Annotated in this window: 15 protein-coding genes; 3 read left to right on the forward strand and 12 right to left on the reverse strand. The window is 41.4% G+C overall.

Annotated features, from left to right (window positions below):
- Nucleotides 1–7: 7 nt before the first annotated feature.
- The gene (addA, locus tag QM956_RS01965) at nucleotides 8–3,658 is read right to left on the reverse strand and encodes a helicase-exonuclease AddAB subunit AddA (protein WP_414302150.1); all 3,651 of its coding nucleotides are present in this window, start codon (nucleotides 3,656–3,658) and stop codon (nucleotides 8–10) included.
- The gene (rexB, locus tag QM956_RS01970; protein WP_414302151.1) at nucleotides 3,655–6,930 is read right to left on the reverse strand and encodes an ATP-dependent nuclease subunit B; all 3,276 of its coding nucleotides are present in this window, start codon (nucleotides 6,928–6,930) and stop codon (nucleotides 3,655–3,657) included. Before rexB ends, addA begins: the two co-directional genes overlap by 4 nt.
- A 117-nt stretch (nucleotides 6,931–7,047) precedes the next feature.
- Between rexB and QM956_RS01975 the strand changes: the two genes are divergently transcribed.
- The 3 genes from QM956_RS01975 to QM956_RS01985 all read left to right on the forward strand — a co-directional run bounded on the left by QM956_RS01975 (nucleotide 7,048) and on the right by QM956_RS01985 (nucleotide 9,670).
- Nucleotides 7,048–7,857 carry a Cof-type HAD-IIB family hydrolase gene (locus QM956_RS01975; protein WP_414302152.1) on the forward strand — a complete coding sequence of 270 codons (810 nt, stop codon included), beginning with the start codon at nucleotides 7,048–7,050 and terminating at the stop codon, nucleotides 7,855–7,857.
- Nucleotides 7,858–7,998: 141 nt separating this feature from the next.
- A complete protein-coding gene (locus QM956_RS01980; protein ID WP_261033717.1) occupies nucleotides 7,999–8,907 on the forward strand; it encodes an ATP-binding cassette domain-containing protein in 909 nt (302 codons plus the stop codon).
- A gap of 10 nt (nucleotides 8,908–8,917) precedes the next feature.
- Nucleotides 8,918–9,670, forward strand: coding sequence for an ABC transporter permease (locus QM956_RS01985; RefSeq protein WP_261033707.1), 753 nt, complete (start codon nucleotides 8,918–8,920; stop codon nucleotides 9,668–9,670).
- A gap of 39 nt (nucleotides 9,671–9,709) precedes the next feature.
- On the opposite strand, the gene QM956_RS01990 is transcribed toward QM956_RS01985, so the two are convergent.
- The 10 genes from QM956_RS01990 to QM956_RS02035 form a co-directional block, all read right to left on the reverse strand.
- The gene (locus QM956_RS01990; RefSeq protein ID WP_261033706.1) at nucleotides 9,710–10,588 is read right to left on the reverse strand and encodes a sensor histidine kinase; all 879 of its coding nucleotides are present in this window, start codon (nucleotides 10,586–10,588) and stop codon (nucleotides 9,710–9,712) included.
- Nucleotides 10,585–11,286, reverse strand: coding sequence for a response regulator transcription factor (locus tag QM956_RS01995; protein ID WP_261033700.1), 702 nt, complete (start codon nucleotides 11,284–11,286; stop codon nucleotides 10,585–10,587). Before QM956_RS01995 ends, QM956_RS01990 begins: the two co-directional genes overlap by 4 nt.
- Before the next feature lie 190 nt (nucleotides 11,287–11,476).
- Nucleotides 11,477–12,352: an N-carbamoylputrescine amidase gene (gene aguB / locus QM956_RS02000; protein ID WP_261033698.1), complete on the reverse strand. Its 876-nt coding sequence runs from the start codon at nucleotides 12,350–12,352 to the stop codon at nucleotides 11,477–11,479.
- 9 nt (nucleotides 12,353–12,361) lie between these two features.
- The gene (gene aguA / locus QM956_RS02005; RefSeq protein WP_414302153.1) at nucleotides 12,362–13,447 is read right to left on the reverse strand and encodes an agmatine deiminase; all 1,086 of its coding nucleotides are present in this window, start codon (nucleotides 13,445–13,447) and stop codon (nucleotides 12,362–12,364) included.
- On the reverse strand, nucleotides 13,444–14,571 hold the full coding sequence (gene nspC, locus QM956_RS02010) for a carboxynorspermidine decarboxylase (protein ID WP_414302154.1): 1,128 nt from the start codon (nucleotides 14,569–14,571) through the stop codon (nucleotides 13,444–13,446). Before nspC ends, aguA begins: the two co-directional genes overlap by 4 nt.
- Nucleotides 14,571–15,830 carry a saccharopine dehydrogenase family protein gene (locus QM956_RS02015; protein WP_414302155.1) on the reverse strand — a complete coding sequence of 420 codons (1,260 nt, stop codon included), beginning with the start codon at nucleotides 15,828–15,830 and terminating at the stop codon, nucleotides 14,571–14,573. The genes nspC and QM956_RS02015 overlap by 1 nt, the downstream gene beginning before the upstream one ends.
- The gene (gene speE / locus QM956_RS02020) at nucleotides 15,827–16,687 is read right to left on the reverse strand and encodes a polyamine aminopropyltransferase (RefSeq protein ID WP_261028802.1); all 861 of its coding nucleotides are present in this window, start codon (nucleotides 16,685–16,687) and stop codon (nucleotides 15,827–15,829) included. The genes QM956_RS02015 and speE overlap by 4 nt, the downstream gene beginning before the upstream one ends.
- Nucleotides 16,688–18,148: an aminotransferase class I/II-fold pyridoxal phosphate-dependent enzyme gene (locus tag QM956_RS02025; protein WP_414302156.1), complete on the reverse strand. Its 1,461-nt coding sequence runs from the start codon at nucleotides 18,146–18,148 to the stop codon at nucleotides 16,688–16,690. It lies immediately after the preceding gene.
- Nucleotides 18,149–18,700: 552 nt separating this feature from the next.
- Nucleotides 18,701–19,012 carry a hypothetical protein gene (locus QM956_RS02030; protein ID WP_414302157.1) on the reverse strand — a complete coding sequence of 104 codons (312 nt, stop codon included), beginning with the start codon at nucleotides 19,010–19,012 and terminating at the stop codon, nucleotides 18,701–18,703.
- Nucleotides 19,013–19,131: 119 nt separating this feature from the next.
- Entirely contained in the window at nucleotides 19,132–20,874 is a 1,743-nt protein-coding gene (locus QM956_RS02035) for a glycoside hydrolase family 13 protein (RefSeq protein ID WP_414302158.1), read from the reverse strand.
- Nucleotides 20,875–20,983 lie beyond the last annotated feature (109 nt).

The following is a 20,983-nucleotide window of genomic DNA, read 5'->3' on the forward strand; positions in this document are numbered from 1 at the left end:
TTCTAGATTATACTTTTACAACTTGAACCTCGTCTTTACCGAGTAGAATCAAGTATTTTTCAATATTTTCAATCGAATAGGCTCGAGATAAAGCCTCTCCGTATAGGGATAACTGACCACGATAACGGTCTATGAGTTGACTTGGTTCATCATAGCGGTCTGTCTTATAGTCGAACAGGACAATTTTGTCTTCGTAAAGTAGATAGCCATCAAGGATACCACGGACAACAAAGTCTTCCTGACTCTTTTGGTCTCGTTTGATCATGGAGAAAGGTTGCTCGCGATAGAGATGGTCGGTATTAGCGAGAATTTCCTGACCGAGTGCTGTGTCAAAGAATGCAAGAATTTTCGAAAGATTGATCTTGTCCCTAACAGCTGGGCTGGTTTGAACTTGTTTGAGAGTTTCTGTCAGGTTAACAAGTGTTGGTCGCTGACTGAGGTCCATTCTCTGCATCAGTTCGTGGGTGGCACTACCCATCTCAGCTCCTGTTACCTTTTCTTTGGTTGAAAAATCTGGCAAATCAAAGCTGATTTTCTTGTCTACTGACTGACCTTGACCTGCAATCTCGACACCTTCCATATCCATAACTGGTTCGTAGAATTTCTTGATTTGACTTGGAGTTTGAACACTAGGAAGTTCAATGGCTGCACGGTGAAGAGTATTATATACTTCCACTTCTTTCAGCATTTCAAGAGCTTCTTTAATGGTTTCTGACTGACGATTGTCTGCTTGGGAGCTATCTTGGAGGGGACTTTTGTTTTCCAACTCTCCGATAGATTCTGTAGTCAGCTGATCTTCACCAACAAAACGATAGCTAAAGTTGAGATGATCCTTGGCAAATACTTTACTGATAGCCCAAATCCAATCTTGGAAATTCCTTGCTTGAAGTCTAGTGTTGCTGTTTAGTTTTCCATTTTTAGCTGCTGGGTATTCCTTGGCTTCAAGCTTTTCGCGAGAACCCTTGCCGACAAGATAGAGCTTTTTCTCAGCCCTCGTCATAGCAACATACAGCAGACGCATTTGCTCTGAATAGCTTGCCAGCTGTAATTCCTCTTCGTTCTGCCTATAGGTCAGACTAGGAATGGAGAGTTTGATGGTTTTAGGATAGTGGGCTTCCACTGCTCCTGTATCCATCTTGGCAATATATTTGACACCAAGACCGTTTTTACGGCTGAGAATGACTTCTGACATAGAGTCTTGCTTGTTGAAATCTTGATCCATATTGAGAATAAAGACGTAAGGAAACTCCAGCCCTTTACTCTTGTGGATGGTCATGAGCTCTACTGCATCTTTTGGCGGTGCGACTGCCACGCTTGCAAGATCGTGCTGGGCTTCTAGGACCTTGTCAATCATGCTAATAAAACGTGACAAGCCTTTGAAATTACTCTTTTCAAACTGGTCAGCACGCAGAGCTAGTGCATAGAGATTAGCCTGTCTAGCAAGACCATTTGGTAAAGCCCCCACATAATCATAATAAAAACGGTCGTTATAAATCTTCCAAATCAAGTCATAGAGGGAGTGGGTTTTGGCATACAGGCGCCAAGAAACCAAGATATCCATGAATTGCTTTAGTTTCTCAGCTAGAGCTGAGTGAATCAAGACTTTTTGGCTACTTACCATTTTTTGTGCATTGACCAGTTTCTCATAGAGATTTTCTTGGACTTTATCCTCCGCTTTCTGAAGAGATAAACGTGCTAACTCGTCCTCATCAAAGCCAAACATTGGAGACTTCATAAGGGCAACCAAGGCATAGTCTTGCAGGGGATTATGAATGACACGAAGAGTGTCTAGCATGACTTGCACTTCTAGGGATTGGAGATAATTGTTTTGCTCTCCGTCGGTTTTAACAGGAATCCCGTACTCAGACAGGGCGAGAAGAATCTGGTCATTACGACTGCGGCTGGAGGTCAGAAGGGCGATTTCTTTAAAGGCAACACCTTGTTCCTGATGAAGTTTAAGGATTTCCTTGATAACTAAGCGCATTTCCCCTGTTAATTTCGTTTCTGCTTGGCTCTCTTCTTCCTCGCCTGTATCGTCCTTGTCGTAGATGAGAAATTCTGCCTTGTTGTCTGGATTGGGAGTCAGTTTGGTATTGGCAAAAACAAGCTGGTGCATGTTATCATAGTTGATTTCGCCGACTTCTTGGTCCATAAGACGTTCAAAAACATCATTGGTTGCTGACAGCACTTCTGAACTACTACGGAAATTTTCCTTGAGGAGAATCAGCTTTCCTTCTTGGGGATTTTGCGCATAGCGTTGAAATTTTTCATTGAAAATCTGCGGGTCTGCTTGACGGAAACGGTAGATGGACTGCTTGATATCTCCTACCATAAAGCGATTGTGACCATTTGACAGCAATTCCAACATCCGTTCTTGAATATGGTTGGTATCCTGATACTCATCGACCATGACTTCGTGGAAACGCTCCTGATACGCCTCACGAACTTGCGGGAAATTTTCTAAAATCTCAATAGTGTAATGGCTGATATCAGCGAATTCAAAGGCATTTTCCTGACGTTTACGCTGACGATAAGCCTCCACAAAATCACTCATAAAGGTTTGGAAAGTCTTAGCTAGTTCCCATGTATCTTCATGATAACGTTCTTGATAGTCGAGAATGGTTATCTGGTCTGACAGTTGACCTAGTTTAGCAAACTGGGTCTTTCTCTCTTCATTGTAGGCATCAGCCAGGGGCTTTAAATCAGCCTTACGACTGGCATTAGTCAAAGCTCGACCGTTTTTCTCTTTTGAAATGGCGACAACACGCTCAAGCACTGCCTGATAAGCCTGATTATCGGACTCCTGATTCAAGGAGCCAATCTCATCCAGAATCAACTGAACATTTTCTAAATAGGCAGCCTTGGGAAACTCCTTGGCATCATTATCCAGATGGTAACGGAAAAAGCTTTCCAAATCCCAAAGGGCTTGTTGGATTTGTGTGGTCAGTTTTTCTTTTTCACTGCTAAAATCAGCTTTTTCAAAGCCTTTGAGGAAAGATTCACTTAACCATTTCTGAGGATTGCTGGTGGATTGGAGGAAGTCATAGATTTTATAGACTTGCTGGCGCAGCCCCCGTTCGTCTTTGCCACGCCCTGCAAAATTTTTCAGCAAATGACTAAAGGTCTCTTTCTGTTTGCCTTGGTAATGGGCTTCAAATACCTCATGAAAGACTTCGTTTTTTAGAAGGAGTTGCTCGCTCTGGTTTTGTAAAATACGGAAATTAGGCGCAATATCAATCAGATAGCCATGTTTGCCAAGGAATTTTTGTGTGAAAGAGTCCATGGTTCCGATGGCAGCGTTGGGTAGGTCCGCCAACTGACGACCCAAGTGTTGTTTGAGGTCAACATCATCGCTTTCTTGGATTTGCTGGCTGATTTTTTTCTCCAAACGTTCCTTAAGCTCTGTGGCAGCCTTAACGGTAAAGGTTGAGATAAAGAGTTGACTGATTTCCACTCCACGCGCCAATTGATCTAGAATGCGCTCGGCCATGACAAAAGTCTTCCCAGAACCAGCCGACGCTGAGACAAGGATATTTTGACCAGAAGTGTAGATGGCTTCGATTTGTTCGGCAGTTTTCTTCTGTTCCTTACTCGAATGCGCTTCTGCTTCTTGCAGTTTTTGAATTTCCTCCTCAGTTAAAAAGGGAATGGGCTTCATCGATTCAACTCCTCTCTTATTTTTTCAAACCAAGCTTGCTTGAGTTTTTCTCCGACCAGACGTTTACCGTCAGCCAAGTCCAACTTTTGTAGGAAACGGGCTTGACCCAAGTGATAATTGGCTTCAAATCCGGTGATGGCTTGGTGTTGCTGGACGTATGGGGCAATACTTCTGCCATTTTCGGTATAAGGATTAATGGCGAACTGGCCTGCTAAAATCTTCTCAGCTGCTTTCTTGTAAAGATGGGCATTGTAGTCCAGTAGGAGCTGGAATTCCTCATCTGTCAGCTGATTAGCCTTGTTTTTGTTATAAAATTCGCCCAAATGACTGCTTTCTTTTTCTAAAAATAGCCCTTGGTATTTCATAGATTTGCTAGCTTCTACTACTGCACCTGCCAGACTTTTAACGGCCATCAGAGATTGGACAGGTTCAGCCATTTCCAAGTACATAGCGCCGAAAAAGTTCTGCTCCCCTTCTCTCTTTAAGGCAGCTAGATAAGTTGGCAACTGGGAATTGAGCCCATTAAAGAAATGAGGAAATTGGAACTGAGTTAGACTAGACTTGTAGTCTACTACCCCTATCGCTCCATCAGCTTTCAATCGGTCAATGCGGTCCACCTTACCTCGTACAAAGACACTCCGTCCATTGTCCAATTGAATAAAGGCCTGCTCTTTTCCATCAAAATTCGCTTCCTCTTTGATGGTTTCGATGGCTGGATTGTGTCGGAGAATATGTCCAGTCGTGCGAGCTACATCAAGTAGAACTTCCTTGGTAAACTGGGCTTCCAAACTTTCCTGATAAATTGCTTCAAATTCGCGTTCTTGACTGGTTTCTTGAATAGCTTGTTCTAGACGTTTGTCAAAGGATTCTTTGTCAGGCAACTGCAAGGCCCGTTCAAAAATGCGGTGTAAAAAATTCCCATGACTACGAGCATCTGGACGCAGGCGCAATTCCTCCTGCAAGCCTAACACGTAGCGGAGGAAATAACTGTATTGGTTCCGGTAAAACTCCGTCAAACCAGAGGTGGACAGGTAAAACTCCTGATCAGCAGGATAGAGAGCTTGTAAGGTGTCCTTAGCCAACTGCTTACTGCTTGGACTAGTTGGGAGGGCTGGATTTTCCAAACCTTGCTGGTCTAGTTTTTTCCCCATGACACGCGCCAGAACCTTGACAAAGGTCAAATCTTGCTCAGTATCACTCGGCTCGCCCTGTTGGTGATAAGCAACCAGACTAGACAAAAGACTGTGATATGATCCCATATCTTCCTTAGACAGCCCTTTGTGATTCATCCTCTTCTCTTTCCTGCTAAATCCAAAATGGACTAGCTCTTGAAGATAGGCTGACTCCTTACTTTCACTTTCGTTAAAAAGGCTTGGAGCTGACAATACCAACTGCTTACGGGCAGAATTGACCAAAGAAAGCACAGTATAGCGATTTTTCTTGAGATTTTCACTGCTGGCAATCTGCAATTGCGCTCCATCTTCTGTCGCTTGGTTTAAACTCTGTCTTTCTTCGTCTGTCAATAGACTAGTGTTTTGCGCAATTTTTGGTAAATTGTCTTGAGTCAGCCCAATGGCATAGACAAAGTCAGCTGTCAAAGGAGCAATCAAATCATAGCTCTGCACCAGAACGGTATCTACTGTCGCTGGAATGGTGCGATATTGAGATAGACTCATTCCAGAATGAAGCAAAGCTAGGAAGTCCTCCAGACTAACTTGTGAACCAGCAAAAACGGTCGCAAATTGTTCTAAAACATGACAGAATGCCTTCCAAACTTCGGCTTGTCTTTCCTGTTCAAGAGTTTCCATAGTGGCTGTCAAATCTTGCAGTTGCTTGGTCACTGCACCTTCTTTTAGAAAGCTATTCCACTTTTGCAAGAGATTTTCAGTCTTCTGCTTTCTGCTAGCAAAAAGAGTCTCAAGAGGTGCTAAAACACGCAGACGAAGAGCATTTAAACGTTCCAAATCAAATTTTCCGTGGTGGGATTTGGTGAAAGTTTGCTGAAAGGCTGGTAAGCCATTGATACCAAGATAGCGGATATATTGCTCAAATGCGTCAATATCTGCCTGACTAAGGTCGGTATACAAACCCGTTCTGAGAAGATTAATCAAATCCTCCTGACGGAAACGATAGCGTTTTAAAGCTAAAATAGACTCGACAAACTGAGTTAAAGGGTGGTGCGCCATGGATTCGCTTCTACCAAGATAGAAAGGAATCTGATACTGGTCAAAAATGGTTTTGAGAGATAACTGATAAGAAGCTACATCCCCCAAGAGAATACGAAAATGCTTGTAGCTCAGGTCTGAGTTCTCATGTAATTTCTGACGAATGCTGCGGGCTACCAACTCTAACTCTTCCTTTTGCGTCAAACAAGACCAGATTTGTAAGTTTTCACGGTCTTTCTCATCGACATCCAAAGTGAGCTCTGTAAAGTCATAAGAAGACTCTAGCAAACGAGAGGCCTTGTCAAAACTATCCATCTTCTCATGAGTTTGAGAATAGTCCTGAGCAGGCGTTTGGTATTTAGAGGCCAGATGATGGAGAAACTCCACACTGGCTTGATAGAGATTGCCTTCAGCGAATGGACTGGTATAAGCTTTCTTACTAGCATAAGCCCCAATAACAATCTCAACACCCTTGCTATGAAGTAGGTCCACAATTCGCTCTTCCTCAGTAGAAAAACGGGTAAATCCATCAATAATCAAGGCGATTTGACTAAAATCACTACTAACTTTGTTATTCTCAATAGCCTCAATCAAATGAGACAACTGACTTCTTTGAGCCAACTGGCCTTGATTGAGATATGCCGTTACTTTCTCAAAAATCAAGAGTAAATCGGCTCTCTTATCCTCATCCGTCAAACTCTCCAAGTCCAAAAAACTCATCTGAGCTTTGGTCATCTCGTGGTAAAGCTCAATCAACTGCTGGATAAATTGAGGATCCTGTTTGATAGCTCCATAAACACGTAAATCCTTGGGATCTAGTGCCGCAAGACACTTATAAAAAGCCATCCCAAGACCAATATCATCAAGACTGTTCTTGGCAGGCAAATCATTCAAAATCAGGTAACGAGCCATTTGAGCAAAGCGCGTGACGGTAATCGCAAAAGAAGCCTGCTGGGACAAGCATTCCAGCACGGCGCGTTCCTTTTCAAAAGAAAGAGAGTTGGGGGCGATGTAAAAGACCCGCTTGCCAGCAGTAACTAACTCTTCTGCCTCTCTAGTTAGAATTTCTGTCAAAGAAGTCCGAATATCAGTATAAAGTAATTTCATCTCAGCCTCGTTGGAATTTTTCATTACCTTTTATTATACCATGATTAGCCCGAAGATTCCTCCTCCTTTCCTCCAAAATATGCTATAATAATACCAAAAGATAAAGAAGGAAGACCTATGATTAAACTACTAGCCTTGGATATGGACGGAACCCTCCTCAATGAAGTCAAGGAAATCCCACAAGCTCACATTACTGCCATTCACCAAGCCATTAAAAAAGGGGTCAAACTGGTTCTCTGTACGGGACGCCCCCTTTTCGGCGTCCTCCCCTACTACAAAAAACTGGGACTTGACCTCCAGAACGAATATGTCATTGTTAACAACGGTTGTTCAACTCACCAGACAAGTGACTGGGGACTAGTTGACTGGCAAGAACTGAGTCCAGCAGATATCGAATACCTCTATGATTTAGCTGAAAAGAGTGAGGTTCAGTTGACACTTTTTGACGAGACACACTATTTTGTTCTCGGTGGCAAGCCTAATGAAATCGTTCAAAATGATGCCAAACTAGTCTTTTCAGACCTGACTGAAATTTCCCTTGAGGAAGCAATCAGTGGCAAGTACCGGATGTTCCAAGGTATGTTTTTGGGGACAGAGAGCCAAACAGACGATTTTGAGAAGCGTTTTGCTGGGGAGCTTTGCCAACGATTTAGCGGTGTTCGTTCGCAGCCTGTCATTTATGAAGCTATGCCACTTGGTACGACAAAGGCTACTGCTCTTTCTCGACTAGCTGAGATTTTGAAGATTGATTCCTCAGAAATCATGGCCATGGGCGATGCCAATAACGATATCGAAATGCTCCAGTTTGCAGGACTTGGCATTGCAATGGGAAATGCCAGTGATTATGTCAAATCTCTTGCGGATGCCGTTACAGCCAGCAACGAAGAAGACGGCGTTGCGCGTGCAATTGAGAAATATATTTTATAATTAAGAAACCCAGTTCATGTCAACTGGGTTTTGATATTTAAGAATTCCTAAAACTTTAGAAACTCTTTAGAAATCCTTGAGCTTTCTTTGATTTCTATGCTTTATACTAAAATTAACAAAATAAATCAAAAGGAGAGAATCATGAAAACAGTACTCGACATTCATGGATTGTCCAAAAACTTTGACAAACAAGCTATTCTTCAGGATCTTCGTCTAACGATAAGGGAGGGAGATATTTATGGACTTATTGGGAAAAACGGAGCTGGGAAAACTACCTTGATAAAAATCATTACGCAACTACTATTTGCGGATAAGGGAACTGTTTCCCTCTTCTCTAGCCAAACGGAAAATGAGTGGACCAAGGCTCTATCTCGAGTAGGTTCAGTAATCGAATCACCTGTAGCCCATAATCACTTAACAGCCTACCAAAATCTGGAATATTACTGTTTGATTCGTCATATTCCAAATGCTGATCAAGTCATTAGAGAAACGCTGGATTATGTAGGTTTGCCAGATACAGGTAAGAAAGTCTTTCGTGATTTCTCGCTAGGAATGAAACAAAGACTTGGTATTGCCATTGCCCTCCTGTCCAAACCAGACTTCCTGATTTTAGATGAACCTATCAATGGTCTCGACCCAATCGGTATCAAAGAGTTTCGTCTAATGATTCAACGGCTCAATCAAGAAAAAGGAATAACCATTCTCATCTCTAGCCATATCTTGTCAGAACTCTATCTCCTAGCTAATCGTTTTGGTATTTTAGATCAAGGCAAGATTATCCGTGAAATCAGCAAAGCTGAATTTGAAACACTAAGTGAGGATTATATTGTGCTTAAGACAGCCGACCAAGAGAAAGCTTGTCAAGTATTGAAAGAACAAATCCAGCTCCAGTTCAAGGTTGTCAATCCTGAGAATGAAATCCACATCTTTGGTCAGGAACAAGATGTCAAACAGATTCTTAAGGAATTAACCTTGGCAGATGTTGCCATTGACGAGATTTACTATGCTCGTCAAAACCTAGAAGAATACTTCACCCAATTGGTCGAATAGGAGGAAAATCATGATACATACCATTCAAGCAGACTTTTACCGTCTTTTCCGCTCCAAAGGTTTTTGGATTACAGAGGTCATTCTCTTTGTACTCATGTTAATGGGGGCTATTTTTGGAGCTACTGGTCATCTGATGGCAATCAATACAGAAGAACCAGAAATTCCAACCCATGGTTGGGATGGTGTACAAGCCCTGATTAACGCATCTAGTCAAGGTTCAAACCTCGTTTTTCTCTGCATCGTCCTAGCCTGCCTCGTTCTTGGAGTTGATTTAATCGGCAAACTCTATAAAAATAATTTAACAGTGGGTGTCTCTCGTACCGAGTTTTTCCTTGCCAAAGCTTTTGTATTGACTTGTATTGCACTTTTGCAAGTCATCATTAGCCTTGTGATTGCCTTTATTCCAGCAACGATCTTAAATGGATTTGGAACCATGCCTGAAGACTTTATTGGAAATCTACTGATAACCATTTCCCTTCAATTCCTTTGCCTCCTTGCTTGGCTTTCCATTGTTTCCTTCATCCTCTATGTTAGTCATTCTTATATTGCGGTATTTATTGGTTATTTGGTCAGCTCTATCTTACTTTCTATGCCAATGCTCATCTTCCCAAGTATCAAAATTTTGCCATATTTATCATTGCAGTTTTTCTATGCTATGACTGCTAATAGTGAATCCATTTTCTATACACTTATAGTTACCTTAGCTGTTATTGTAATCTTTAATCTAAGTGGACTGGCAGTTTTCAAAAAGAAAAGTCTATAAAAAAATGATCTCCTCTAGCTACAGAGGAGGTTTCTTTTGTTAAAAGTAAATAAAAACTGATAACCACTGTCCATCTGTGCTTAGTTTCATCTCTGCACCGAGAAGATGGCATAATTCCTCAGTGATATAAAGTCCTAAACCAGAGGATTCTTCAGTATCTGATAGATTTTCAGAATAAAAACGGTTGCTGAGCTTTTCTATTCTTTTGATGGGCTGTTTGACAAGGTTTGCAATCTCTAAGACAAGCTGTCCCTTTTCCTTCCTAAAAGATAGCCGCGCTTCCTCCTTGCCATGCTTGAGGACATTTCCAAGCAAATTTTGTAAAATCCGATCCAGCAAGTTTTCATCAGTCCTCATTTTTAAATCATCTTCAACCTTAAAATCAAGCGTGATATTTGCTGCCTGAAAAACATCATAATAAGCCAGAGTTTTTTTGGTGATAAAAGTTGAAAAATCCACTTCTTCCAGTTTCGGTTTGACAGCTCCTTCCATCAAACGACGGTATTCTAGGAGTGCCTCCAAACGTTTGGAAACTAAATCAAGATGCTGGGCTATTTTTTGTAAGGTTTCTGCTTTGTTTTCAGGAGTTTTTATCAATTGTTGGGTGTAGCCTGAAGCGATAGTCAGAGGCGTCCGAATATCATGGGCGATATTGCTGATGGCCATATCCAGAGTCTGCTTTTCTCTTTTCATCACCAATCGAGATTGTTCTACTTCCTGAAATAGATTCTCAATCTGCTGGTAGAGATGTAAAAAATGTTTGGAAAAAATGCTGACTCCGACTCTTTTTATACTACCTGTGAGAATCTTGTCTTCAATCTGTTGACTCAAGTTTTTAAGTGCTAGATGGTAGCGAATCAATGCAATCGATAAAATAATTAGGAGTACCAGTAGGACAACGATTATCATGTAGGTCATTGCTTATCTCCTTTTAATCTTACCCCAACTCCCCAAATGGTTTCAATATATTCTTGATTTGGGTCAAGCTGGTTTAATTTTTTACGAAGATTACTCAAATGCGTATTGAGAGTGTTATCTCCAGGTAGGTAGTTCTCCTCCCAGACAAATTCATAAAGTTCTTCCTTGGTAAAAATTTTCTTAGGGTGTTTAAGGAGAGTTTGGAGAATCAAGCATTCTTTCTTAGCAAGACGAATCGTTTCCTGACTATTTTTGATTTCAAAACTTTCGGCATCAAACTGGATATTTTTCAATTTTTGTGGCAGATTTTCAGTTTTTTCTATTTCCATAGGCTGTTTTTCTACGCTTTGACGTAATTGAACAGTAACTCTGGCAAAGACTTCGTCCAAATCAAAAGGCTTGACTATGTAATCATTGGCACCGTCTAAAAGGTATTGACTGATTAGCTTCTTATCGCTCAAAGCCGTTAGCATAATGACTGGAATTTGACTTTGTTCCCTTATGGCTTTTAAAACCTGATCCCCATTTTTCCCAGGAAGCATGATATCTAGCAAAACGAGGTCAATCCCACCTTGGTCAAAACGCATGATTCCTTCTGTACCAGAAAAGGCTTGAACCACCTCATGCTCCTCAGTAAGAAGTGCTCGTAAAATCTCTTGAATGTCACTATTGTCTTCAATAACCAATATCCTAGCCATAAATACCAACCTTTCTGCAACTATTATAGCATGTTTTATTGATAAAGCTTAAACAGAAAAGCTCCTCGCATAAAAGCGCAAGAAAGCCTTTGAGGGTTAAAATATAAAATCCACTTGTTAGATGACCTAGTACCTTATAGTTGCTAATAAGAAGTTAATCTAGCAGAATGAATCTCTCATTTCTCTCCTACTAGTCCGTAATGCGTTGATACATTTCGGGTCTTCTATCTCGAAACAAGCCCCAGTTTAGGCGTTCGCTTGCTCCCTTGTCTAGGTCATAAGTAGCTAACAGAACAGCTTCAGCTTGTCTTTCAGCTCGCTCTAGAATAGCTCCGGTTTCATCCGTCATAAAGGATGAACCGTAGAAGTCAAGACTGGAACTCTGTCCACCATTTTCCTCACTAGGAGTGACTTCTTCCAAGCCATAGCGATTGGCAGCAATAACTGGGACAATATTTGCTGCTGCGTGTCCTTGCATGGTACGTTGCCAATGACCACAACTATCTGTATCCAAAATCGGCTCTGAACCGATGGCTGTAGGATAAAAGAGCAATTCAGCACCATTTAACGCAAGACAGCGCGCTGTTTCAGGGAACCATTGATCCCAACAGATACCGATCCCAATCTTGGCATAGCGAGTATCCCAGACCTTGAAACCTGTGTTACCGGGTGTGAAATAAAACTTTTCTTGATAATAATGATCATCTGGTATGTGGGTTTTCCGATAAACGCCCAGCACTTCCCCATCTGCATCAATAACGGCAATAGAGTTATATAAGACATTACCATCTTTTTCATAGAAACTGATCGGTAAAACGACCTGTAGTTCCTTAGCAATGGTTTTAAAATGCTGAATGGCTGTATTGTCTGTCACCGACTGGGCATGCTGGTAGTAGTCATACTGACGTTCCTGACAAAAGTATGGACGTTCAAACAATTCGGGTAAAAGAATAATTTGTGCGCCTTGTTCTGCAGCCTGACGTACTAAACGCTCTGCTGTTTGAATATTTGTTGCCACATCCTTGGCACATTGCATCTGAATGGCTGCAACTCTTACATTTCTCATCTTTTTCTCCTATTCTGGGATTTGTTGGGTGATACAGTGAATATTGCCACCACCTAAAAGAATATCTCTGGCTGGAATTCCGACAACTTTACGGTCTGGGAAACACTTACTGAGGATATCTAAGGCCACTTGATCGTTTTTATCTTGAAACTGGGGAACAAGGACAGCCTTGTTGGAGATATAAAAGTTTACGTAGGAAGCTGCTAGTCGTTCACCTGCGTATCGCTCTTCTTCTCCTTCTTCATAGATGTAGCCTGGCAAATCCTCTTCTGTCACAACTTGACGAACTGCAGGGATAGGCAATTTATGAATGGTGAAGTGACGACCTTTTGCATCTGTCTCTTGCTCTAAGAGTTCGAGATCTGCTTTTGACATGGCATACTGAGGATCGCTTTTGTCGTCTGTCCAAGCCAAAACAAGCTCAGCAGGACCAACAAAGGCTGCAACATTGTCAACGTGTTCATTGGTTTCGTCCTGATAAATACCATAAGGAAGCCAAATAACTTTTTCAGCGCCAAGGCTCTCTAATAAGGTATTCTTAATTTCCTCTTTAGTCAGATGAGGATTACGACCCGGACTGAGCAAGCAACTTTCAGTTACGAGAAAGGTTCCTTGACCATCACTATGAATGGCTCCGCCTTCAAGGACGAAAGGCTTGGCATCGTAAACAGGCATTTCCAAGGCCTCAGCAAAACGACCGGCTACTTGATCATCATCTTCATAGTCTTGGTAGAGGCCATCAACAGCACCACCCCAAGCATTGAAGGCCCAATCCATGGCTAATTTCTGGCATTTATCATTGACAAGAATAGTCGGACCCGTATCACGCGCCCAGGCATCATTGGTAGGAATATCTAGATAAACAACCTTGTCTCCAAGATAAGATTGGGCTTCAGATAGATAATCTTGCTCTACCAAAAGATAGACTCTTTCCCCTTCTGCTATGGTCTTAATAATCTGGCTAAATGCTGCTTTAGCAGCTTTTCCTTGAAAAGGCCATGAACCTGGTCGAGTCGGCCATATCATGAGGGTACCATGATGTGGTTCGTACTCTGCTGGCATACGATAGCCTAATTTTTTGGGACTGTCCATCATGATAATCTCCCTTTAAAATCTTGATAGCCGAAGGCTTTGACTAAGCTGCAGTCACCCTGCTCGTCCATGAGATAGAGACTTGGCAATCCAATACCATTAAAAGTATTATTTTTGACAAATGAGTAAATAGCCATATCTTCAAAATAAAGTCTATCTCCGATTTGGACTGGATTTTCAAAGCTATAATCACCAATCACATCGCCCGTCAGACAGGTATTAGAAGAAAGTCTGTAGGTATGGGCTTTTTCCTGTGCCTCAAAGCCATTTCTCAAAGGTGGACGATAGGGCATCTCAAGTACATCAGGCATATGGCAGGTCGCAGAGGCGTCTAAAACCAAGATTTCCATACCGTTTTCGACAATATCTAATACCTCAGTTGCTAGATAACCCGCATTGAGCGCAATAGCTTCACCCGGCTCGATATAGACTTCAAGATTGTAAGTTTCTCGGATATGCTTGATTTCTGAAATCAGCAAATTCACATCATAGTCTTCTCTTGTGATGTGATGACCACCACCCATATTGAGCCATTTAACCTCATGTAAGTAGGGACCAAACTGCTCTTCTACTGCTTTCAAAGTTGTTTGTAAATCATCTGCTCCCTGCTCGCAAAGGGTATGAAAATGAAGACCGTCTACCAATTCCAGCAAATCACTAGGAATCTTGTCTAGAGTAACTCCGAAACGGGATCCGGGGGCGCAAGGATCATAGAGAGCGTGATTTCCTTGAGTTGAACACTGAGGGTTGAGGCGCAAACCAACACTGACACCAGCCTCCCGACAACGAGCCCCATGCTTACGCAACTGTCTCTCTGAGTTAAAGACGATATGGTCCGTTATCTCCAGCAATTCCTCCAAGTCTGCATCCTTGAAAGCTGGCGCAAAAACATGAACTTCCCCCGGGAACTCTTCTCTAGCGAGCTTAGCTTCATAGAGACCACTTGCAGTTGTTCCAGATAGATACTGGCTAATCAAGGGATAGGTTTTGTAGAGGGAATAAGCCTTCTGGGCAAGCAAAACCTTGCAACCAGCCTCTTCTTGTACATATTGTAAAATGCGACAATTGGCTTCTAACTTGGCCAAGTCAATGACATAGGCTGGTGTTGGTACTTGTTCTAGCTTCATCAGTCCACCATTTGTGGATTTTCAACCACAACCCAAGGTAAACCATACTCATTCAAAGCTTCCATGAATGGATCTGGATCCAATTCTTCAAGGTTATACACTCCAGGTTGTTTCCAAGTACCGTTCATAACCAATTTTGTCCCAATCATGGCTGGAACGCCTGTCGTGTAAGAAATGGCTTGTGAACCAACTTCTGCGTAACATTCTTGATGATCGCAAACATTGTAAATGTAGATGGTCTTTTCAACTCCATCTTTGACACCAGTAAAGATACATCCGATATTGGTTTTTCCAACAGTACGCGGGCCAAGGCTTGCAGGATCTGGAAGCAAGGCTTTCAAAAATTGAATTGGAACAATTTCTTGGCTGTTAAAGTTAATGGCATCCGTACGAAGGAGACCAACGTTTTCCAAGCATTTCATATGCGTTAGATAAGATTGACCAAAGGTCATAAAGAAGCGAATGCGTTTGACACCTGGAATGTTCTTGGCCAATGATTCCATTTCTTCATGGTGAAGAAGATACATGTCTTTTTGTCCGACTTGAGGGAAATCGTACTCACGCTTGATTGACATAGCTTCCACTTCGACCCATTTCCCATCTTCCCAGTAAGAACCTGGCGCAGAAACCTCGCGTAGATTGATTTCTGGGTTGAAGTTGGTCGCAAATGGATAACCGTGGTCACCACCATTACAGTCTAAAATATCGATATAGTGGATTTCATCAAAATAGTGTTTGAGGGCATAGGCTGAAAAGACACTAGTCACACCTGGATCAAAACCAGAACCAAGAAGAGCGGTCAAGCCAGCTTTTTTGAATTTCTCCTGATAAGCCCATTGCCATGAGTAGTCAAAGTAGGCTGTAAATCCAAGTTCCTTACAACGTTTTTCGTAGATGGCACGCCATTCAGGGTCTTCTGTGTCTTCTGCTTCGTAGTTGGCTGTATCGATATAGTGAACACCTGTTGCCAAACATGCGTCCATAATGGTTAAATCTTGATATGGTAAAGCTACGTTCAAAACAGCTTCTGGTTTGTAGCTTTCAATCAGGGCAATCACTTCTTCTATCTTGTCAGCATCAAGAGCAGCTGTCTCAATCTTTGTACTTGTTTTACCTTCCAGTTTAGCCTTCAAGTCATCACATTTTGACTTAGTACGGCTAGCAATCATAATCTCTGTAAAGGTTTCGCTATCTTGGCAAATCTTTGAAATAGCAACTTGGGCAACGCCCCCGCATCCAATAACTAGTAAACGACTCATTTTTTTCCTTCCTCTTCTTCTAAAATGTCCTCAACATACTTGGGCAACATAAAGGCTCCCACGTGTAAGTTTGCAGTGTAGTATTCTGTGAAAAGCTGGCGTTTTTTCCAGCCTTCTTTGTCAAAATCTTTGACAGGGTGGTATTTTTTCGATGCAAATCCAAACAACCAATAGCCAGCTGGGCTGGTTGGGATATGGGCTTGGTAGACCCGACTAATTGGAAAGGCTTGATTAACCTTACGGTGCATGCTTCGGCATGCTGACTCATCCTCGTCAAAGAAAGGACTACCATGCTGATAAATCATGATGCCGTCTTCCTTTAGAGCTCGATAACTATTGCCGTAAAATTCTTTGGTAAAGAGCCCTTCCGTATGTCCAAATGGATCTGTCGCATCGTTGATTATAATGTCGTAATCATTTTCACAGTTTCTCAAAAATCTTAGTCCATTTTGGTAGTAAATAGTGACACGAGGGTCATAAAGACCTGCAGCAAAGTCTGGAAAATACTCACGACAAACCTCTACCAACATTTCATCAGGTTCTACAATATCGATTTGTTCCAGCTCAGGATAGAGTGTTAATACTTGGGCAACACCACCGTCGCCACCCCCAATAACCAAGACTTTCTTGGGATTGGGATGCACAGCCATGGGAACATGAACGGTCATTTCATTGTAGACAAAATCATCAGCATCTGAGAACAAGACGTGCCCATTTAAAATCAAAATCTTTCCAAAAGCTGGTGTATCCAAGACTTCGATGTCCTGCCACTCGCTTTTTCCTGCATATAATTGCTTAGCAGTTCGTAAGGATAATTTTACATCTGGAGTATGAACTTCAGAAAACCATAAATCCATCTAGTTCTCCTTTCTCTTAATGACGTTGATGTGATTGACCTCAGGATCTTCCGTCCCTTGGAGGGAGCATCCACGTTCCTTGGCAAATTGGATATAGTCGACAATTTCACGTGTAATGCGTTCACCAGGAGCCAAGATAGGGATTCCTGGTGGGTAACACATAACAAATTCTCCACAGACTTGTCCAACAGATTCGTCTAAAGACAAACTTTTTCTCTCTGAATAGAAAGCTTCCTGAGGAGATAAAACCAACTCGGGCTGAATATATTCTCCAGCTATCAAGTCCTTCCCATCTCGTGAATAGAGTCTCTTGATATCTGCTAAAGCACCAACTAATCGTTCAATGTCTTGGATGCGGTCGCCGATGGAAATATAGGCCAAGATATTGCCAATATCACCAAACTCAATCTGAATGTCGTATTCGTCTCGTAAGAGATCATAAACTTCAATCCCTGTTAAGCCAATCCCCTGAGTGTAAACTGACAACTTGGTCACGTCAAAATCGCAAACGGACACTCCGTCTATTAACTCTTTTGAATAGGCATAGTAGCCACCGATAGCATTGATTTCACGACGAGCATACTCGGATAGCTCAATGACCTTTTCAAAAGACTCTTTACCTCGAAGAGCCAAGTTGCGACGCGAAATATCCAGACTAGCCATCAACAAGTAAGAGGCAGATGTTGACTGGGTAAGATTGATAATCTGACGTACGTATTCAGGATTCATCTGCTCCCCGATTAAAAGAAGCGAACTTTGGGTCAAACTCCCACCAGACTTATGCATGGAAACTGCTGCCATATCAGCACCTGCATCCATAGCAGATATCGGCAATTTATCAGTAAAATGCAAATGCGCTCCGTGGGCCTCATCTACTAAAACCATCATGCCAGCTTCATGAGCCATTTCTGTCAACCCCTTTAGATCTGAACAGATCCCGTAGTAAGTAGGATTGTTAATCAAAATGGCCTTGGCATCTGGATGGTCCTTTATGGCCTGGGCTACTCGGTCATTTTCAAGACCTAAAGCGATACCAATCTTAGGATCTACACTCATCTCGATATAGATGGGAATGGCACCACATAGAACCAGCGCATTGATAGCAGATTTGTGGACATTTCGTGGCAGAATAATCTTATCTCCTGCCTTGCAGGTTGCGAGAATCATAGTCTGCACCGATGAAGTTGTTCCTCCAATCATGAGAAAGGCATGGCTAGCTCCAAAAGCATCAGCTGCCAGCTCCTCTGCATCCCGAATAATCGAAATGGGGTGGCCTAAATTATCCAAGGGTTTCATCGAATTGACATCAATACCTACACATTTTTCTCCTAAGAGTTCGACAAGTTCTGGATTTCCTCGTCCACGCTTGTGACCTGGAACATCAAAGGGAACAATCCGTTTCTTGCGTAACTTCACCAAGGCCTCATAAATTGGAGCTTGGTTTTGATCTAACTCTTTCAAGACATACTCCTTTCCATATTTTTAGGACCTTATGAAAACTAAGGAACTAAAGGTTGACTCATGAAAAAAGAGCAGGTTTTCACCTGCTCTGCAATCTTCTGACGTTTTTATGTTTGTTTCTGTTGAGTATGTCTGTTCCCGATGTTTCCTAACTCTCTAGTAGCAAATATTACGTACTTTATTGATCGTTTCACAAGATGACGTGTGCTTTCACCACACTAAAAATTTATGAATTAGGACAAACGTCCTAACATCAACTTATAAAAGTAGGCTTTTAACCCTATCAATAATGTGGTTTTTCAACCACGCTTCGGCATTCAACCCTGCCTGTCCGTAGGCATTTTTTACTCGGGTTTATATTTGCTAGAAAACATCATCTCATTTTCTAAGCTTTATTAATATAACATACTTCCAACACTCTGTAAAGTACTTTTTTAAAAAAACATCTACTTTTGTTCGGAAATACAATATTCTATAAAGATTTTTATAAACTGTATAATGTGAAAACGGATATAAAAAGAACTAGAAGGCTCTAGTTCTCAGATTTTGTATTTAACGAATACTATGCTTATTCATCTTTTGTTCAAAGATAGTCGTGATAATCTGACGTAATTCCTCGCGTTCTTTTTCTGGAATTTCACCACTTGTTTGAGCTGCAGTGTAGAGTTCAGGGTGTTCAATTGAAATGCGTTTAATAGTACGTGTCGTAGCATGTTTTCTGACGAAAAATGGGATTCGCTTAATCAAGTCTTGTGGGACAAGTGCAAGAATTTTTTTAGCAGTTTCCTTGTCACTAATCTTAGAAGTCGTAAGCCCCTTCTTAATCATTTCCTGTTCTTTTTCTGTAAAATCTTTTAATTCCATTCATTTAGTCCTCCTATTTTCACTAAGTTAAATTATATATCATTTGTAGCAAGACGACAAATAGTCTGTTTGTAAAAATCTCTCTATACTACAATTTTCCTGTCACTCTTAATTGCTCTTTAATGAAAAATCACAAATCCTTTTGGAGATATGACAAGCTGATTCTCCAATTCTTGGCAATTACTTGCTAGTGCTACTGCTTCTTTCTCGAAAATATAATCTTCTGTTGATTGGTTAAAGATCGCTTTATGGTCCCGGCCTTCGTATGTCCATTCCAGAGCTACTACATCTTGTTTGATTTCTTTTAGGCTATACTTACCATGCTGAATGGTTGATGACGCTTGTTTTCTAATATTAATCAGCTGCTTCATGAAATTCAGCATATCATTGTCACTTGATACGCGTTCCCAAGGCATACAACGTCGACAATCTGGGTCTGGACCGCCAGTCAAGGATAACTCTGTTCCGTAATAGATGCAGGGTGTTCCCTTTTGTAAAAAGAGAAAGGCTAGAGCTGATTTGACCAGTTGAACGTCTTCATTGGCCGTCCACAAAAGACGTTCTGTATCATGTGAATCCAAGAGATTAAACATGACCTCTGAAATCTGCTGTTTGTAATACATAGATTGGCCATTGATTTCATCGATGAACTGATCCGTCTTCTTAACACCACGCAAAAAATACTCCTTGATGCTATCAGATAAAGGATAATTCATAACAGCATGGAACTCATCTCCATTTAGCCAAGGCTGAGACGTATGCCAGACTTCTCCTAGGATATAAAGATCAGGCTTTTTAGCTAAAACTGCCTTACGAAAATTCTTCCAGAACTGATGGTCAATCTCATTAGCCACATCCAAACGCCAAGCATCTATATCAAACTCTTCAATCCAATAAGTCGCAACCTTTAAAAGATAGTCCTTGACCTTTTGATTAGCTGTATTTAGCTTAGGCATATAGTCCTCGAAACCAAAAGCATGATAGGGTAAGTCTCTCTTATTAGCAAGCTTTTCAGTCGTCACTGGGAATTGTTGAATATGGAACCAATCCTTATAAGCAGATTGCTCACCATTTTTGACAACATCTTGCCATTGAGGCGATTGCGAACCAATATGGTTAAATACCGCATCCAACATGATTTTCATGCCACGTCGATGAGCTTGCTCGACCAGTTCTCGAAAGGTCTCCTTGTCTCCAAAATAACGGTCAATTTCAAAGTAATCCGTCGTATTGTACTTATGATTGCTCGTAGATTGAAAAATGGGACAGAGATAAAGACCTGTAATACCCAAGTCTTGCAAGTAATCCAGATGGTCAATAATCCCCTGTAAATCACCACCAAAGAAATCATCACTCTGAGGTGTGATAGATGAATCCCAGTCTAATGACCCTTCTGGGTTTAATAGAGCATTTCCATTAGCAAATCTCTCAGGAAATATCTGATACCATACCGTATTTGAAACCCAGTCAGGAACCATACAGGCATCAATTTCATGAAGATAAGGCAATTTAAATCCATTTCCAATAGTATGAAGATTTTCTAGAGAATTTTCCACACACCCTTTATCGCCATACAAAATACTTTGACCTTCTGTATCCTTGAGTTCAAAGAGATACTGGATACGTGCAAAGTCAACTGACACTTCAACCTGCCAATAATCAAATAAGACGTCAGAAGTTATCTTGGCCATTTTCTTTGTACCTTGATAAAACTCCTCCATAAAGATAAAAGGGTCACCATAATGCAAGTTGATGTTTTCAATGTCCCCTTTCTTAGTTCGAATCCGAATATGGAGTTTCTTATCCTTATAAAGATAGGCATACTCCGACTCAGGTCTATGGTAAATGGCTGTTAATTCCACTGTATTTGTCTCCTGATTTACTTGGTTGCATTTACGACGCAAACGTTTTCATAATTGTGATTCTAGTATACTACTTTCGTATTTTATTTTCAAGGCTTGTCCGTAGATT

Source organism: Streptococcus mitis, from assembly GCF_047460035.1.
Taxonomy (GTDB): Bacteria; Bacillota; Bacilli; order Lactobacillales; family Streptococcaceae; genus Streptococcus; species Streptococcus mitis_DW.

Bases quoted from the DNA above. Each gene is read 5' to 3' on its own strand.
- nspC (WP_414302154.1), bottom strand. From the start codon at position 14,571: ATGAAGCTAGAACAAGTACCAACACCAGCCTATGTCATTGACTTGGCC.
- QM956_RS02015 (WP_414302155.1), bottom strand. From the start codon at position 15,830: ATGAGTCGTTTACTAGTTATTGGATGCGGGGGCGTTGCCCAAGTTGCT.
- addA (WP_414302150.1), bottom strand. From the start codon at position 3,658: ATGAAGCCCATTCCCTTTTTAACTGAGGAGGAAATTCAAAAACTGCAA.
- QM956_RS01990 (WP_261033706.1), bottom strand. From the start codon at position 10,588: ATGACCTACATGATAATCGTTGTCCTACTGGTACTCCTAATTATTTTA.
- QM956_RS01985 (WP_261033707.1), top strand. From the start codon at position 8,918: ATGATACATACCATTCAAGCAGACTTTTACCGTCTTTTCCGCTCCAAA.
- aguB (WP_261033698.1), bottom strand. From the start codon at position 12,352: ATGAGAAATGTAAGAGTTGCAGCCATTCAGATGCAATGTGCCAAGGAT.
- QM956_RS01980 (WP_261033717.1), top strand. From the start codon at position 7,999: ATGAAAACAGTACTCGACATTCATGGATTGTCCAAAAACTTTGACAAA.
- QM956_RS01975 (WP_414302152.1), top strand. From the start codon at position 7,048: ATGATTAAACTACTAGCCTTGGATATGGACGGAACCCTCCTCAATGAA.
- QM956_RS01995 (WP_261033700.1), bottom strand. From the start codon at position 11,286: ATGGCTAGGATATTGGTTATTGAAGACAATAGTGACATTCAAGAGATT.
- QM956_RS02030 (WP_414302157.1), bottom strand. From the start codon at position 19,012: ATGGAATTAAAAGATTTTACAGAAAAAGAACAGGAAATGATTAAGAAG.
- rexB (WP_414302151.1), bottom strand. From the start codon at position 6,930: ATGAAATTACTTTATACTGATATTCGGACTTCTTTGACAGAAATTCTA.
- speE (WP_261028802.1), bottom strand. From the start codon at position 16,687: ATGGATTTATGGTTTTCTGAAGTTCATACTCCAGATGTAAAATTATCC.
- aguA (WP_414302153.1), bottom strand. From the start codon at position 13,447: ATGATGGACAGTCCCAAAAAATTAGGCTATCGTATGCCAGCAGAGTAC.